Origin of the sequence: Rathayibacter sp. AY2B7 (assembly GCF_002931635.1) — a bacterium.
Classification (GTDB): Bacteria; Actinomycetota; Actinomycetes; order Actinomycetales; family Microbacteriaceae; genus Rathayibacter.
In genome coordinates, this window is the sequence record NZ_PSUC01000006.1 from 59,598 (window position 1) to 73,516 (window position 13,919).

A 13,919-nucleotide genomic window follows, 5' to 3' on the forward strand; every position below is an offset into this window, starting at 1 on the left:
TCGCTGAGGCTCGGGCGGGCGGATCAGCCGGCCGGGACGGCCGTGACCACCACGTTGCTGAGGTAGTGGCGGGTGTCGTAGTCGAAGTCGCCGCCGCAGGTGATCAGGACCAGCCGCGGCGGTCCGTCGGCGGCGAACACGGCCGAGAGGTCGACCGTGGTCTTCTCCGTGGTCTCCACCGTCGAGACGGTGTACGCGCGCTCCGCGCCGTCCGCGCCGGTGAGGGTCACGGTCTGGCCCGGGACCGCCTTCTTCAGCTCGACGAACGGCCCGAGGCCGTAGGCGAGGGAGTCGACGTGCGCGGCGATCACGACCGTGCCCTCCGGCTCGTCGAGGCCGGCGCCGAAGCGGTACCAGCCGGCGACCTGCGTGTCGGGCACGAGCTCCATCGTGCCGTCGTCCGCGACTCCGACCGGCTCGACGGCCATGTCGACGGGGAGCCCGTCGACGACGAGCCGCTCGGGAGCGAGCGCGTTTGGGGCGGGGGTCGCGCCGAGCCGGGCGTCCGCCACCGGGACGGACGGCACCGCTTCCGGCAGGGCCGCCGCGGGCGAGGAGGGGACCGTGGCCGGCACCGGCTGCTGGGGCGCCGAGGAGACGGCGGCGGGAGCGGGCTCCACCCGGGACTCCTGCGCCGCGCATCCGGCGAGACCGGCACCGGCCACGATCAGCCCGACCACGGCGAGGACGCGCAGAGGGAAGGGGCTCCGGCTCATGGCGTCCTCCTGGGTCGTGGTCGGGGGTGCCGGGACGGCCGCGCTCCAGCACGGCCGACCCGGCGGTCGGATCCTCGGGTCAGCGACGCGAGGCGGCGGTGCGGCGGCCGATCAGCACGGCGCCGGCAGCGGCGAGGGCGGCGAGCAGTGCTCCGCCCCACCAGCCCGCGGCGGCGTCGGGGCGGTTGTCCGCGGCGAGGCCGGCCTCACCGGCGGGGACGCCCGACGGCGAGGAGTGCAGTCCGTCGATGGTCTGCGTCGCGAGAGCGAGGTTGCCCTTCTCCAGGCTGCCCCAGGCGTAGACGATCGTGTTCACGCCCTCCTGGACCTGCACGTCGGCCGGGCCGATGACCGGCGCGGTGGTCCCGGTCGCGGCGACCACGGTCGAGATCGTGGCCGGGGCGAGGTTCAGCACGCCCTCGTTCGGGTTCGTCACGTTCGTCAGGACGGGCGACCCTCCGGCGAGGATGTCCACGGCCGGAGCGGCGGCGATGTGGCGGACCGTGAGCCGGCCCTCGCCCGCGGCGGTCTTCGAGATGTCGTTGGTGAAGAGGGTCGCGGTGGGGGTGTTGTCCGGCGTGAGGTGCGCCGCGACGGTGTAGCTCTTGCCCGCCTCGAGGCTGATGTCGATCGGGCCGATCACGGGGGCGCTGGCGTCCGCGGCGGTGGAGGCCGTGATGGCGACCTTGTAGGTGCCGGTGGGGAGGTCGAGCGGGCCGGCGAGCGAGCCGGGGGTGAAGTCGTCGAGCGTCAGCTTGCCGTCGACGTACACGTCGACCGGGGTGTCGGGGACGGCGTGCAGGACCGAGAGGTCGGCCGAGTCGGCGTCGGCGGCGGCGGCGGGCGTGGCGGCGATGCCGACGACGGCCAGGGTTCCGATGCAGGCACCGGCGAGCAGGCTGCGGGAGAAGCGGGAGGTGGTCACGGTGTTCCTCTTTCACGATGGGACCCGCGAGGGGTCGGGGGGTGGTCGAGAAGGGCCTTCACCACTACTTCCGCCCGAGGCGCCTCCTCGGATGCACCCGGTCTGAGATTCCTCGAAAGAATTCCTGCCGGACGCTTCGAGGGCCCCTCGTGGCGCTGGCCCGAGCGCCCGTGCCGGGCTAGCCTCCGACCAGGAGGTGCGGAGGATGGGCAGGCGCGGCGTGGTCCTCCTCCTCGCCGCCGCGGCGCTCACCACGGCGGCGGTCGCGGGCGTGCACGGCTCCCTCGCCCCCCGGGCGCCGGTCGCCGACCAGGCCGCCGCCGCCTCCGACGCCCCCGCCCAGTGCGACGACGCCCGGGAGCTGCTGGCCGCCTCGTCCGCCTTCGAGGGCGGAGCGGGCGTGCCGGCCGGCCACCTCGTGGCCTGCCTCGACGAGGACCACCGGCGCCTCACGATCCACAACCGCACCCCCGTCGTCTGGAGTCTCGGCGACTCCTCGGTGCGGGGCGTGACGAGCGGGACGGACGGAGTGACGGGGCTGCTGAGCCTGCACGCGTCGCAGTCCTCCTCCGGGCTGCTCCTCGCACCCGGATCGTCGGCCTCGGTCTCGGCCGGCGACGGGAGGATCCGACCGCGGCCCGACGAGCCCTCGACCCGGCTGCAGCTCGCGCTCACCGCGGTGGTCGCGGCTCAGGATCAGGCGATCGGCCCCTCCGCCGGTCCCGACAGCATCATCCGCGGCGCCGCGCTCACCTGCGCGGTCGTGGTCGCGGAGTCGGACACCGGCTGGCGGGTGACCTCGCCGCGGGCTCTCGCCGCGGCCGCCGAGGACCCGGTGTGCGCGCGCGACTGGGCCCGCGCCCAGCGCAGCGCGGCGGCCTGGCGGATCGCCCTGCCCGGGCTCGTCGACGCCGTGGAGGCTCCAGGCCGCCCCGAGGAGGACACGGCGCTCCAGCGGGCCGCGGCCGACTGGTTCTCGGCCTCGAGCGGCTACTCGTGGGGCGGAGTCGACCGCCCCGCTCCCCTGCCCTGACCGGCGCCGCGCGCCTCGTCCGCCCGGGAACGCGGAACGGGCCGCCCTCCGCGAGGAGGACGGCCCGTTCGGCAAGAAGTTCGCGGTGTCATCGAGACCGCGCCCTGCTCCGGGAGGAGCTAGCGGCGCAGACCGAGACGCTCGATCAGCGAGCGGTAGCGGTTGATGTCCACATCCGACAGGTAGCCGAGGAGTCGACGACGCTGACCCACGAGCAGCAGCAGACCACGACGCGAGTGGTGGTCGTGCTTGTGCTCCTTGAGGTGCTCGGTGAGGTCCTTGATCCGCTTGGTCAGGACGGCCACCTGCACCTCGGGGGATCCGGTGTCACCGGGGTGGGTCGCGTACTCTTCGATGATCGCCTTCTTGACATCTGCTTCGAGTGCCATATATGGGATCCCCTCTCTCTCGTTGCGCGGTGCCCGGCGCCTGATGCGTGGGCTCTCTTGATCCGCGGCCGTCGAACGGCAACCGGACGACCCTACCAGAGGGAGGGCGGTATCAGGAGCCGGTGGCCCGGTTCCAGAGCACGACGAGCCACGGCGAGACCAGCAGCTGCCAGTAGACGAGCACGAGGACGTTGAGGACCACGCCGATCCAGCCGGCGATCGGCGGGCGCTTCTCGCGACGCCGGGCGCGGAGGGTGGAGACGGCGAGCAGGATCCCGGCGAGCAGGACCGCGTGCACGAGCGCGGTGTAGAGCACGCCGACCAGCAGGTCGCTGACGGCCTGGTCGCCCGGGTAGGCGCCGAGCGAGATCAGGGCGTACCAGACGAAGAACGACAGCGGGACGGCGAGGACGGCCAGGAGGACCGAGACGATCCCGGCTCCGTAGCGGCGGAGGAACCCGCGGGCTCCCGAGGCCGTGGCACCGGTCCGAGCGGCTCCGGCGCGGACGCCGCCCGTGGAGCTGCGCCGACCGCCCGTGGCGGCCGCCGCGCGACGCGCGCCCGCCTCGGCGGCGGTGCGGATCGAGCGTCGCGAGGGGGCGGCTCCGGCTGCTCGCGGGGCAGGAGGACCCTGACGCCCGGGCGCGCCGTCGGATGACGTGCTCATGCCTCTCACCCTAGGGGATGACCCCTGAGCCCCCGGATCGGCGCGACGCGGCCCGCCGGGGCGGCGGAGTCAGCAGAATGGAGCGAGTGAGCCAGACCCCCCGCGCCCGCCGGCGCAGCCACGTCCTCGACGTCTCCCCCCTCCGCGAGTCCCCGGCCTTCGCCCGGCTCTGGGCCGGCAACGTGATCTCGGGCATCGGCGGCCAGATGACGATCGTCGCGGTCGGCCTGGACATCTACGAGCTCACCGGATCGACCCTCGCGGTCGCGCTGGTCGGCGTGGTGGCGCTGGTCCCGACCGTGATCGCCGGCCTCTACGGCGGGATGCTCGCCGACGCGTTCGACCGCCGCCTGGTGCTCCTGCTCGCCGCGGTCGTGGCCTGGGGCTCGACGGCGGGGATCGCGGCCCTCGCCTGGCTCGGCGCCGAGACCCCGCTCTCCCTCTACGTGCTCACCGCCGTGAACGCGGTGGCGACGACGGTGATCGTGACCACCCGGATGACGCTGGCTCCGCGGCTGCTCCGCACCGAGCTGGTCCCCGCCGCCGCCGCGCTGGGCGGCATCGCGAGCGGAGTCGAGGTGACCGTGGGGCCCGCCCTCGCCGGCGTGCTGGTCGCCTCCTCCGGCTTCGCGATCACGTACACGATCGACGTCGTGCTGTTCCTCGCCGCGTTCCTCGGCATCGCGGGGCTGCCGGCGCTCGTGCCCGAGGGCGAGCGGCAGCGGCCGGGGCTGGAGTCCCTCCGCTACGGCCTGGGCTTCCTGAAGGGCGCCCCGAACATCCGGATGTCCTTCCTGGTCGACATCGTGGCCATGACCTTCGGACAGCCGCGCGTGGTCTTCCCGGCGGCCGCCGCCGTGCTGCTCGGCGGAGGCGCGGTGACGGTGGGCGCCCTCACGGCCGCGTTCGCGACCGGGGCGCTGATCAGCGGCGTCTTCTCCGGCCGGCTCACCGGGGTCCGCCGACAGGGCCTCGCGATCGGCCGCTCGATCCAGGTGTACGGAGCGTTCGTGGTCGCGTTCGGCGCGGTCCTGCTCGGTGCCGCACTCGTGCAGCACGACGCGTCGGCGCCGAACGCGGTGCTCATCGCGCTGGCGGCGGTCGCCCTGGCCGGCGCGGGCGCCTCCGACAACGTCAGCTCGATCTTCCGGCAGACGATGCTGCAGACCGCGGTCCCGGACAACATGAGGGGTCGGCTCCAGGGCGTGTTCATCGTCGTGGTGACGGGCGGCCCGCGGGTCGGCGACCTCTACACGGGACTGCTCGCCTCGCTCGCGCTGCTCTGGCTGCCGCCGCTCGCGGGCGGGCTCGCGATCATCGCGATCCTCGCCGCGGTGCTGCGCCTGCGACCGGGGTTCCGTGGGTACGACGCCCTGCACCCGACGGCCTGAGCGGGGGGGGCGTCTCCCTCGAGCCGGATGGGACAGCGCGCCCGCCCGCTCGGCTCAGGCCGGCGGACGGGCGCGCCGAGGATCAGTCGCCGGAGGCCGCGTCGGCGCCGCCGCCGTCGGTCAGCCGGTCGTCCGAGACCAGTCCGCTGTCGTCGTCGCGGCCCTCGACCCGCACCGGGCGGTAGACGTGGAAGCCGTCGTCGTCGGGCTCCAGCTCCCAGACCACCTCGACCTCCTCGCCGTCGATGTCGGCCAGGCGGGTGAAGGAGCGCTGCGGGGAGCCGTCGATCATCTCGAGGCGGATGCTCTCCTGCTCCGCTCCACTGTCGAGGATGGCGGTGTACGTCGATTCGGTGTCCATGCCTCGACGCTAGACACGCGCGGTGAGGCGTCGCCACCCCTTGCGGCGGCGCGCGGTCCGCGTAGCGTCGGCACCATGACCGACACCGACATCACTCCCGCCGACTCCGACGACCGCGAGCAGATCACCGAGATGGTGAAGAGCGCCGGGATCGGGCTCCTCACCACCGTCAACGCCACCGGGCAGCTCGTCAGCCGTCCGCTCAAGGCCCAGGACATCGACTTCGACGGCGAGCTGTGGTTCTTCACGCAGGACCCGTCGCCCAAGGTCGACGACATCCGCGCGAACCCGAGCGTCAACGTCGCGTTCGAGTCGAAGAAGGGCTACCTGTCGGTGGCCGGCTCGGCGACCGTCGTGCACGACCCGGCGAAGGTGGACGAGCTGTGGTCCCCGGCCGTCGCCGGCTGGTTCCCCGACGGCAAGGACGACCCGACCGTCGCGCTGATCCGCGTCGAGGCCGAGACCGTCGAGCTGTGGGCGACCGACGAGCCGCGTCCGGTGGTGCTGTTCAAGGTCCTCAAGGCCGCCGTCACCGGCGGACAGCCCGACATCGGAGAGAACCGCACCGTCTCCTTCGAGTGATCCCTCCCCCCGGGGCGCCGCCGGGGCGCGGCGCCTCGCGGGGAAAGGCGTCAGGCGCCGCCGAAGCGCTCGGTGCGGACGCGCTCGGGCGCGTGGCCCTGCTCGACCAGGGCGGTGGCGACGGCCTCGACGAACGAGGTCGGGCCGCACACGTAGACGGTCGGCTCGAGCGGGGCCGGCAGAGCCGCCTCGGCGAGCAGCTCCGGAGTGACGCGGCCGGCCGGACGCGCCGCTCCCGCCGGCGCCACCCGGGTGAAGACATGGTCCACCGCGACTCCGCCCGTCGCGGCCGGCCGCTCGGCGAGCGCCGCCAGCTCCTCGCGGTAGTAGGCGAAGACGGGCGAGCGGACCGAGTAGAGCAGCTGCATCCGCGCCGCGCTCCCGGACCGGGCGTGCTTGCGCGCCATCGCCATCAGCGGCACCACGCCGCTCCCGCCCGCGATCAGCTGCACCGGCTCCGCCTGCTCCGGACGCCAGACGAACCAGCCGCCGATCGGACCGCGGATCTCGAGCCGGTCGCCCGCTTCGAGGCCGTCGACCAGGTACGGGGAGACCTCCCCGTCGTCCAGCCTCTCGACCGCGAGCTCGACCCGCTCCCCGTCGGCCGGGGCGCCGATCGAGTAGGAGCGGCTCGCCTGGTAGCCGTCGGGCGCGGTGAGGCGCACGTCGAGGTGCTGCCCCGCCAGGTGGCCCGGCCACCCGGGCACGCGGAGCACCAGAAGGCGCGACGTGGGGGTGAGCGGCGCGACCGACTCGGCCACCGCCTCCGTCCACATCACCAGTAGCGCTCCTCTTTCCAGGGGTCCCCGTGCATGTGGTAGCCGTTCTGCTCCCAGAAGCCGGGCTCGTCGCCGGGCATCAGGCGGAGCGTCCGGACCCACTTCGCGCTCTTCCAGAAGTAGAGGTGCGGCACCAGGAGCCGGGCGGGGCCGCCGTGCTCGGCCGCGAGCGGCTGCCCCTCGAACTCGGTGACGACCCAGGCCCTCCCGCCGCGGATCTCGGCGAGCGGGAGGTTCGTCGTGTAGCCGCCGAAGCTCTGCGCCATGACGAAGCCGGCGTCCGTCTCCAGGCCCTCCAGCAGCGTGTCGACCGAGACGCCGCGCCAGCTGGTGCCGAGCTTCGACCACCGGGTCACGCAGTGGATGTCGGTGTGCACGTCCTCCTGCGGGAGCGCGTCGAACTCCTCCCGGTTCCAGCGGCGGACGCCCGCGGGGCCGCCGTCGATGGAGAAGGCCCACTCGTGGATGTTCGGGGTGGGCCCGATCGAGAGGACGGGGAAGCCGTTCTCGAGGTGCTGGCCCGGCGGGAGGTCCGGGTCCGCCTCCCTGTTGCCGAAGAAGCCCCGCGTGATGATGCCCATGTCCGCCCTCGTCGTCCTCGGGGCCTGGCCCCGGATCGCTGGAAACCGCTCGTCGCGCTCACGCTACCGCTCGGCGCTACCGCATGCGGGCCCGCCGGGCGAGCCCGGGACCGTGTCGGACGTCGGTGCCAGGATCGGGGCATGAGACGAACCGTCGTGCCGCCGTACCTCCTCGTCCGCATCGCCCGCCTCGACGATCCGGCCTTCGCCCGGGCCGCGCGGGCCGCGAGCCGCTCGCTCGAGCAGGACGTGCCGTTCCGGCGCGTCCGGCCCGGAGAGCCCGCGCCCGACCGCGGGGCGCCGACCGCCGCCGCGTCGTCCTCGCCGCGCACCCGCGTGCAGTCCCTCCAGCGCACCATCGCGGACGCGCGGACCGAGGAGACCCTGCCCGGCACGGTCGTCCGCCGCGAGGGCGAGGCGGCCACGGGGGACGCGGCCGTCGACGAGGCGTACGACGGCCTCGGCGCGATGTCGGCCTTCCTGCAGGGCGCGTACGGCCGCGACTCGATCGACGACGCCTGGCTCCCGCTCGACGCGACCGTGCACTTCGGCGACGACTACGACAACGCCTTCTGGGACGGCTCGCGGATGGTCTTCGGCGACGGGGACGGCCAGGTGTTCCGCCGCTTCACCGTCTCGCAGAGCGTGATCGGCCACGAGCTCGCCCACGGCATCACCGAGTACACGGCGAACCTCGTCTACCGCGGCCAGTCCGGGGCGCTCAACGAGTCGGTCTCGGACGTGTTCGGAGCCCTGCTGGAGCAGTACGGCGCCGGCCAGAGCGCCGATGAGGCGAGCTGGCTGATCGGCGAGGGGCTCTTCACCGACGAGGTGCAGGGCACGGCCCTGCGGTCGATGATCGCCCCCGGCACCGCGTACGACGACGACGTCCTCGGCTCCGACCCGCAGCCGGGCTCGATGGCCGACTACGTCGAGACCGACGACGACAACGGCGGAGTGCACATCAACTCGGGGATCCCCAACCGCGCGTTCGCCGTGGCGGCGACGACCCTCGGCGGGAAGGCGTGGGAGCGCGCAGGGCAGGTCTGGTACGACGTGCTGACCGGGGGCGTCCTCACCGCGACGGCCGACTTCGAGGCGTTCGCCGCGCTCACCGTGCAGGCCGCCGCCGAGCGCTACGGATCCGGCTCCGAGGTCGAGGCCGCCGTGCGCACCGGCTGGACGACGGTCGGCGTGACGCTGTCCGTCTGAGCCGGTCCGCTCGAGGGCGGAGGCGGGTAGCATCGCGCGCATGGACGTCATCGTGTCGCGCAGCGGCGGATTCGCCGGCCTCCGCCGCGTGTGGCGGGTCGACGTCGAGCAGCAGCCCGACGAGGGCGCCTGGCGCGACCTGCTCGGCTCGCTCCCCTGGGACGCCGCCGACGGCGAGTCCCCCGGCCGGGCCGACCGCTTCGTCTACGAGATCCGCGTGCAGACGCACCACGTCCGCCTCGGTGAGACCGAGCTCGACGGAGCCTGGCGCGAACTGGTCGACCGCGTGAAGAAGGCGCAGCCCCGCTAGGAGCTGCGCCTTCGTCGTGTGCTCGGAGCTACTTGGTGCCGAGCAGGTCGATCACGAAGATCAGGGTCTTGCCGGAGAGCGGGTGCCCTCCACCGGCCGGGCCGTACGCCAGCGCGGGCGGGCAGATCAGCTTGCGGCGGCCGCCGACCTTCATCCCCGGGATGCCCTGCTGCCAGGCGCGGATGAGGTTGTTGAGGGGGAAGTTGATCGACTGGTCGCGGCTCCAGGAGGAGTCGAACTCCTCGCCGGTGTCGTACTCGACGCCGAGGTAGTGGACCTCGACGGTCGAGCCGGGCTGCGCCTCGGCGCCGTCGCCGACGACGATGTCCTCGACGACGAGGGTGTCGGGGGCCGGGCCCTCAGGGGCGTCGACCTCGGGCTTGGTCAGGTTCTCGCTGCTCATGCCTCGATCCTACGGCGCTCGGGAGCGGAGTCCGGGAGCGGGCTGCGAGCACTCACTCCACGAGCGTGAGGCGCTGCGTCGGCCGGGTCATCGCGACGTAGAGCGATGCGGCGCCGCGCTCGCCGGTCTGCGCGATGAGGCGAGGGCGGGCGATGATCACGGAGTCGAACTCGAGCCCCTTGGCGTCGTTCGTCGACAGCACGGCGATCGCGCGGTCGAGCCCGGTCGCTCCGCGGCCCACCTCCCGGCCGAACCGCTCCTCGAGGCGCTCGGCGATCGCGGCGAGGTCGTCGTCGGGCGCGATGACCGCGAGCGTCCCCTCCGCCTCGATCGCCCGGTCCTCGACGACGGCCGCCAGCACGCGCTCCGAGAGGCTCGCGTCGCCGCGGTCGTGGATCGTCCGCACCGGCCACTCGGTGGAGCGCACGGCCTCCCCCGGCGTGATCTCCAGCCCGTTCTCGCGCGCCGTCCGCTCGGCGAAGGCGACGATCTGCGCGGGCGTGCGGTAGTTGACCGTCAGCTCCTCCAGGCGCCACGGCGCGGCCTCCACTCCCCGGCCCTGGCGGCCGAAGGTGTCGCGGAGCGCGGCGTCCCAGCTCGAGGCGGCGGAGGCGCCGGACGCCTGCGCGACGTCGCCCACGATCGTGAACGAGCGCATCGGGCAGCGGCGCAGCAGCACCCGCCACTGCATCGGCGAGAGCTCCTGCGCCTCGTCGACCACGACGTGCCCGTAGGTCCAGGTGCGGTCGGCCGCGGCCCGCTCGGCGGTGGTGCCGAGCACCGAGCGCTCGGCGAAGCCGGCCGCGAGGTCCTTGGCGTTGACGAGGCCGTCGACGCCCATGTTGCGGATCGCGGCCTCCGCGTTCTCGACGTCGCGCTTGCGCTGCTCCTTCTCGGCCTTCTTCGAGGCGTCGGCGTGGTCGTCGTAGGCGCCGAGCAGCTCCGCGGCCTCGTCGAGCAGCGGCACGTCGGAGACCGTGAACGGAGCGTCGCGGTCGCGGCGGAGGAGGGAGCGCTGCGCGGCGGTCCAGCGCGGCGTGAGCGTCGCGAACCAGTTCGGACGGGCGTAGAGGTCCTGCAGCAGCTTCTCGGGGGTCAGCGGGATCCACGCGGTGTTGAGAGCGACGCGGACGTCGTGGGCGGTCCGCACGTCCTCGCGCAGCACCGCCTCGTCGGCCTCGTCGACCGTGCTGCCGTGGCTCCGCAGCTGATCGGCGAGCTGGCGGGTGAGCTGCGAGAGCAGCGTCTTGACGAAGGAGACGCGCGCCTCGTTGTGCGGCTTGCGGGTGTCGCGCGCCCGGGTGATCGCGCGCTCCACGTCCTGCGGCTCCAGACGGAGCTTCTCGCCGTTGACGTCGAGCACCTGGGTCTCGGCCGGGACGGTCTGGCGGGAGCGGACCGCGCGCTTGAGCAGCTCCGCCATCCGCGCCGAGCCCTTCACGCGGGCGACCGCGGGCACGTCCTCCTCGACGAGGTCGAGGCCCGGGTAGAGCTGGCCGAGCGTCGAGAGGACGACGCCCGTCTCGCCGAGCGAGGGCAGCACTGCCTCGATGTAGCGGAGGAAGGACCGCGAGGGGCCGACCACGAGCACGCCGGAGGAGGCGATACGGTCGCGGTAGGAGTACAGGAGGTAGGCGGCCCGGTGCAGGGCGACCGCGGTCTTGCCGGTGCCCGGCCCGCCCTGCACGACGAGCACGCCGCGCAGCTCGGACCGGATGATGCGGTCCTGCTCGCTCTGGATGGTCGCGACGATGTCGTGCATCCGGCCGGTGCGCTGCGCGCCGAGGGCCGCCATGAGCGCGCCCTCGCCCTGCAGCACGGTGCCCTCGCGCAGCAGCTCCTCGTCGAAGACCTCGTCCTCGAAGCGGAGGACCTCGCGGCCCCGAGTGGTGAGGTGGCGCCGGGCGCGCGTCCCCATCGGCCGGGCAGCGGTGGCCTGGTAGAACGCGGCCGACTGCGGGGCGCGCCAGTCGAGCAGCAGCGTGTCCTGCTCCTCGTCGCGCAGGCCGATCCGGCCGATGTAGCGGTGCTCGGCGTCGGCGTCCGCGAGCGTCAGCCGGCCGAAGGCGAGCCGGTCGTCGGCGCCGGTGAGCGAGCGGATGCGGTCCTCGTAGAGCCGCGCGTACGCGTCGCGCTCGGAGCGGCTCTGGTGGTTGCCGCCGACGCTCTCGATGCGGACGGTGTCCAGAGCCTCGCGGGCCTGGGCGATCAGCTCGTCGAGGCGGGCGTAGAGCGCCGCCACGTAGTCGCGCTCCCGAGAGAGCTCGGTGGCCTGCACAGTGCTGCCGTCCGTCATCGTCCGCCTTCCGAGGGTCCGCCGCCGCGGGCCGGGAGGCGCGGGATGCGCTCCGGGGGCCGCGGGAAAACAGGCGGTCCAGTCTACCGAGCGATCCGAAGCGGCCCGTGCCCACAGCGGGATCCGGATGCCTCTTGCGCTCGGCGCCGCGGAGGAGCATCCTCTCTCTCACGAAGAGCTCGACGCCCCGTCCGAGCAGCCGGCCCCGCCGCTGCCGCAGGGCGTCGAGCTCTTTCTCGCGGGTGTCCGTCCTCCGTCCGGTCATCGACCGGGAAGAGAACCGGACGGCCCCGCGTTGCACGCCCCATGGCCACTCCGAGCAGCAGCGTCACCGCCCCCTCCCGCGCCTCGATCGACCTCACGGAGTCGGCACGCGCCGGCTGGGAGTCGTGGCTCGCCCGACGCGTCGAGCGCGTCACCGGACCCCGGGGCGATCTCGCCCTCGTCGAGACGCGCTGGCTCGAGCCCGGCGAGAGCGTCGACGACGAGCAGGCGCTGGCCGGCTACGGCCCCTCGGCGACCCTGACGCGGATGCGCCGCGAGAACCTCGACACCGGCGAGCCCGAGTACGGCTACCGCGTCTGGGACGCGGCCTCCGACGGCATCCGCTCCTTCGACGCCATCGAGACCTTCCCGTTCGACGCCGCCTGGGTGCTCGAGGCGTGGTTCGAGCCGGTCGCCGAGGATCGCACGGTCCCGTTCGAGCACCTGCGCGACAACGGCGCCACCCGCGAGCTCGTCGTGCCCGGCGACATCACCTTCTCGCTCGTGGACGACGGGCGCGCCCGCGAGTACACGGTCGCGGCGTTCGACGACGGCGGCACGCTCCTCGTCCCGTTCGGCGATCCGACCAACCGCAGCGACGACCCGGAGCTCGCGAGCTACCCCGTCGGCCGCTTCCTCGTCGTGCAGCGGATCGGCGGCGCGGCCGACGCGGGTGCCCCCGGTCCGGTGCTCCTGGACTTCAACCGGGCGTACATCCCGCCGTGCGGCTTCTCGCCCCACTACAACTGCCCGCTGCCGCCCGCGCAGAACCGGCTCGGCGTGCCCGTGACGGCCGGCGAGCGCCGCGTGCGCAGCGCCTCCGCCTAGCGCGCCGGGGCTGAGCGGGGGTGGCCCCGGCTCAGCGGGTGAGCACCGCCCGGCGGGCGACGAGCTCGTCGAGCAGGACCTGCTCGTCGACCGATCCGGTGCGTCCGCCGCGGCCGAGCACGAGGTGCTGCCGGTGGTGCGCGAGCCTCGTCGCCGAGCGGAGGAAGTCCCGCATCGCCCGCGGCCGATCCCCTCCCGCGCTGCGGGCCCAGCGGGCGGCGGTGCGGCGCCCCTCCGCGGTACCGATCATCCGCACCTCGGCCGGCGAGAGCCAGCCGGCGACGGCGTAGTCGTCGAGCCGCTGGAGCGTCACGCGCCGCTCCTGCCGGCGCAGCAGCACCACCACGACCACGGCGACCGCGAACAGCGGCACCTGGACCACGCCGTAGAAGCCGAACCAGTCGGACACCAGGAACGACGAGCCGTTCCAGAGCGCGTGCAGGAACGCGGCGAGCGCCAGCCCGAGCAGGGCGATGGGCAGCCGCGCGACGGCGGGCCGGTTCGAGGCGAAGCCGAGGGCCGCGCCCGTGCAGGCGGTGAAGAGCACGTGCGCGAAGGGCGAGAGCACCCCGCGGAGGAAGAAGGTCACGGCGAGCGAGCCGAGACCGCCCTCCACCAGCGCGCTGCCGAAGTAGAGGATGTTCTCGACGAAGGCGAACCCGGAGGCGACGACGGCCGCGTAGACGATGCCGTCGACGGGTCCGTCGAAGGTCCGGCGCCAGATCAGCAGGACGAGGAGGACGCCGATCCCCTTGGCCGTCTCCTCGACCAGCGGCGCCTGGATCACGGCGCCGACGAAGTCGGATCCGCTCGGCTGCTGCCCGGACGCGTAGACGGCGATCTGCACGCCGAGATCGACCAGGAGCGCGATCGCGACGGATCCGGCCGCACCCCAGAGGAACGCGAACCACAGGCCCAGCGCGGGCTCCGGCTCCCACCGGTCGACCCAGCGGACGCCCAGCAGAACCACGGTCAGCGGGACGAGGGCGATGACCGCGCAGATCCCCGCGGCGCTGACGCCGAGTCCGAGGACCACGTAGGCGAGCACGAGCAGCAGCAGGATCCCGAGGAGCGCCACGCCGATCGAGCCTCGCACGCGGCGGCGTCGAGCAGGAGCGGGAATCGGACACGGGCGTCGGCACCCCGGCCCTCCTCCACGCGCCCGGCGCGTGTCAACCGCCG

The 13,919-nt window shown here is 73.9% G+C and carries 16 protein-coding genes; 6 read left to right on the forward strand and 10 right to left on the reverse strand.

The window, feature by feature from the left end; translation table 11 throughout:
- Positions 1-23 precede the first annotated feature (23 nt).
- Positions 24-716: a class F sortase gene (locus C5C27_RS02410; protein WP_104313507.1), complete on the reverse strand. Its 693-nt coding sequence runs from the start codon at positions 714-716 to the stop codon at positions 24-26.
- Between the two features lie 79 nt (positions 717-795).
- Entirely contained in the window at positions 796-1,641 is an 846-nt protein-coding gene (locus C5C27_RS02415; RefSeq protein WP_104239038.1) for a DUF4397 domain-containing protein, read from the reverse strand.
- Between the two features lie 205 nt (positions 1,642-1,846).
- Here C5C27_RS02415 and C5C27_RS02420 point away from each other — a divergent pair, with 205 nt between their 5' ends.
- Entirely contained in the window at positions 1,847-2,674 is an 828-nt protein-coding gene (locus tag C5C27_RS02420; protein ID WP_104313509.1) for a hypothetical protein, read from the forward strand.
- A 119-nt stretch (positions 2,675-2,793) separates the two neighbouring features.
- Here C5C27_RS02420 and rpsO read toward each other — a convergent pair whose 3' ends face one another.
- Together rpsO and C5C27_RS02430 are read right to left on the reverse strand one after the other, a co-directional pair.
- On the reverse strand, positions 2,794-3,063 hold the full coding sequence (rpsO, locus tag C5C27_RS02425; protein WP_068252328.1) for a 30S ribosomal protein S15: 270 nt from the start codon (positions 3,061-3,063) through the stop codon (positions 2,794-2,796).
- 112 nt (positions 3,064-3,175) lie between these two features.
- On the reverse strand, positions 3,176-3,730 hold the full coding sequence (locus C5C27_RS02430; protein ID WP_104224815.1) for a hypothetical protein: 555 nt from the start codon (positions 3,728-3,730) through the stop codon (positions 3,176-3,178).
- Between the two features lie 86 nt (positions 3,731-3,816).
- Between C5C27_RS02430 and C5C27_RS02435 the strand changes: the two genes are divergently transcribed.
- A complete protein-coding gene (locus C5C27_RS02435; protein WP_258066477.1) occupies positions 3,817-5,121 on the forward strand; it encodes an MFS transporter in 1,305 nt (434 codons plus the stop codon).
- 82 nt (positions 5,122-5,203) lie between these two features.
- Here the strand turns inward: C5C27_RS02435 and C5C27_RS02440 are convergent, their stop codons facing one another.
- On the reverse strand, positions 5,204-5,482 hold the full coding sequence (locus C5C27_RS02440; RefSeq protein ID WP_104224817.1) for a hypothetical protein: 279 nt from the start codon (positions 5,480-5,482) through the stop codon (positions 5,204-5,206).
- Between the two features lie 75 nt (positions 5,483-5,557).
- Between C5C27_RS02440 and C5C27_RS02445 the strand changes: the two genes are divergently transcribed.
- Positions 5,558-6,064 (forward strand): pyridoxamine 5'-phosphate oxidase family protein, encoded by a 507-nt coding sequence (locus C5C27_RS02445; RefSeq protein WP_104224818.1) that lies wholly within the window; start codon positions 5,558-5,560, stop codon positions 6,062-6,064.
- Positions 6,065-6,114: 50 nt separating this feature from the next.
- Here the strand turns inward: C5C27_RS02445 and C5C27_RS02450 are convergent, their stop codons facing one another.
- Entirely contained in the window at positions 6,115-6,840 is a 726-nt protein-coding gene (locus C5C27_RS02450; protein ID WP_104313513.1) for a ferredoxin reductase, read from the reverse strand.
- Positions 6,840-7,424 (reverse strand): molybdopterin-dependent oxidoreductase, encoded by a 585-nt coding sequence (locus tag C5C27_RS02455; protein WP_104313515.1) that lies wholly within the window; start codon positions 7,422-7,424, stop codon positions 6,840-6,842. Before C5C27_RS02455 ends, C5C27_RS02450 begins: the two co-directional genes overlap by 1 nt.
- A gap of 141 nt (positions 7,425-7,565) precedes the next feature.
- On the opposite strand from C5C27_RS02455, the gene C5C27_RS02460 reads away from it, so the two are divergent.
- Both C5C27_RS02460 and C5C27_RS02465 read left to right on the forward strand, forming a co-directional pair.
- A complete protein-coding gene (locus C5C27_RS02460) occupies positions 7,566-8,636 on the forward strand; it encodes a M4 family metallopeptidase (RefSeq protein ID WP_104313517.1) in 1,071 nt (356 codons plus the stop codon).
- A gap of 40 nt (positions 8,637-8,676) precedes the next feature.
- Complete coding sequence (locus tag C5C27_RS02465; protein WP_104283800.1) at positions 8,677-8,946, forward strand: protealysin inhibitor emfourin; 270 nt, start codon at positions 8,677-8,679, stop codon at positions 8,944-8,946.
- Positions 8,947-8,974: 28 nt separating this feature from the next.
- On the opposite strand, the gene C5C27_RS02470 is transcribed toward C5C27_RS02465, so the two are convergent.
- Both C5C27_RS02470 and C5C27_RS02475 read right to left on the reverse strand, forming a co-directional pair.
- Positions 8,975-9,349: an FKBP-type peptidyl-prolyl cis-trans isomerase gene (locus tag C5C27_RS02470; RefSeq protein WP_104226280.1), complete on the reverse strand. Its 375-nt coding sequence runs from the start codon at positions 9,347-9,349 to the stop codon at positions 8,975-8,977.
- A 52-nt stretch (positions 9,350-9,401) separates the two neighbouring features.
- Positions 9,402-11,645, reverse strand: a complete 2,244-nt coding sequence (locus C5C27_RS02475) for a UvrD-helicase domain-containing protein (protein ID WP_104313519.1) — start codon at positions 11,643-11,645, stop codon at positions 9,402-9,404.
- A 306-nt stretch (positions 11,646-11,951) separates the two neighbouring features.
- Here C5C27_RS02475 and C5C27_RS02480 point away from each other — a divergent pair, with 306 nt between their 5' ends.
- Positions 11,952-12,737, forward strand: coding sequence for a DUF1684 domain-containing protein (locus tag C5C27_RS02480; protein ID WP_104239030.1), 786 nt, complete (start codon positions 11,952-11,954; stop codon positions 12,735-12,737).
- Positions 12,738-12,768: 31 nt separating this feature from the next.
- On the opposite strand, the gene C5C27_RS02485 is transcribed toward C5C27_RS02480, so the two are convergent.
- Positions 12,769-13,815, reverse strand: a complete 1,047-nt coding sequence (locus tag C5C27_RS02485) for a PrsW family intramembrane metalloprotease (RefSeq protein WP_181133423.1) — start codon at positions 13,813-13,815, stop codon at positions 12,769-12,771.
- Positions 13,816-13,919 lie beyond the last annotated feature (104 nt).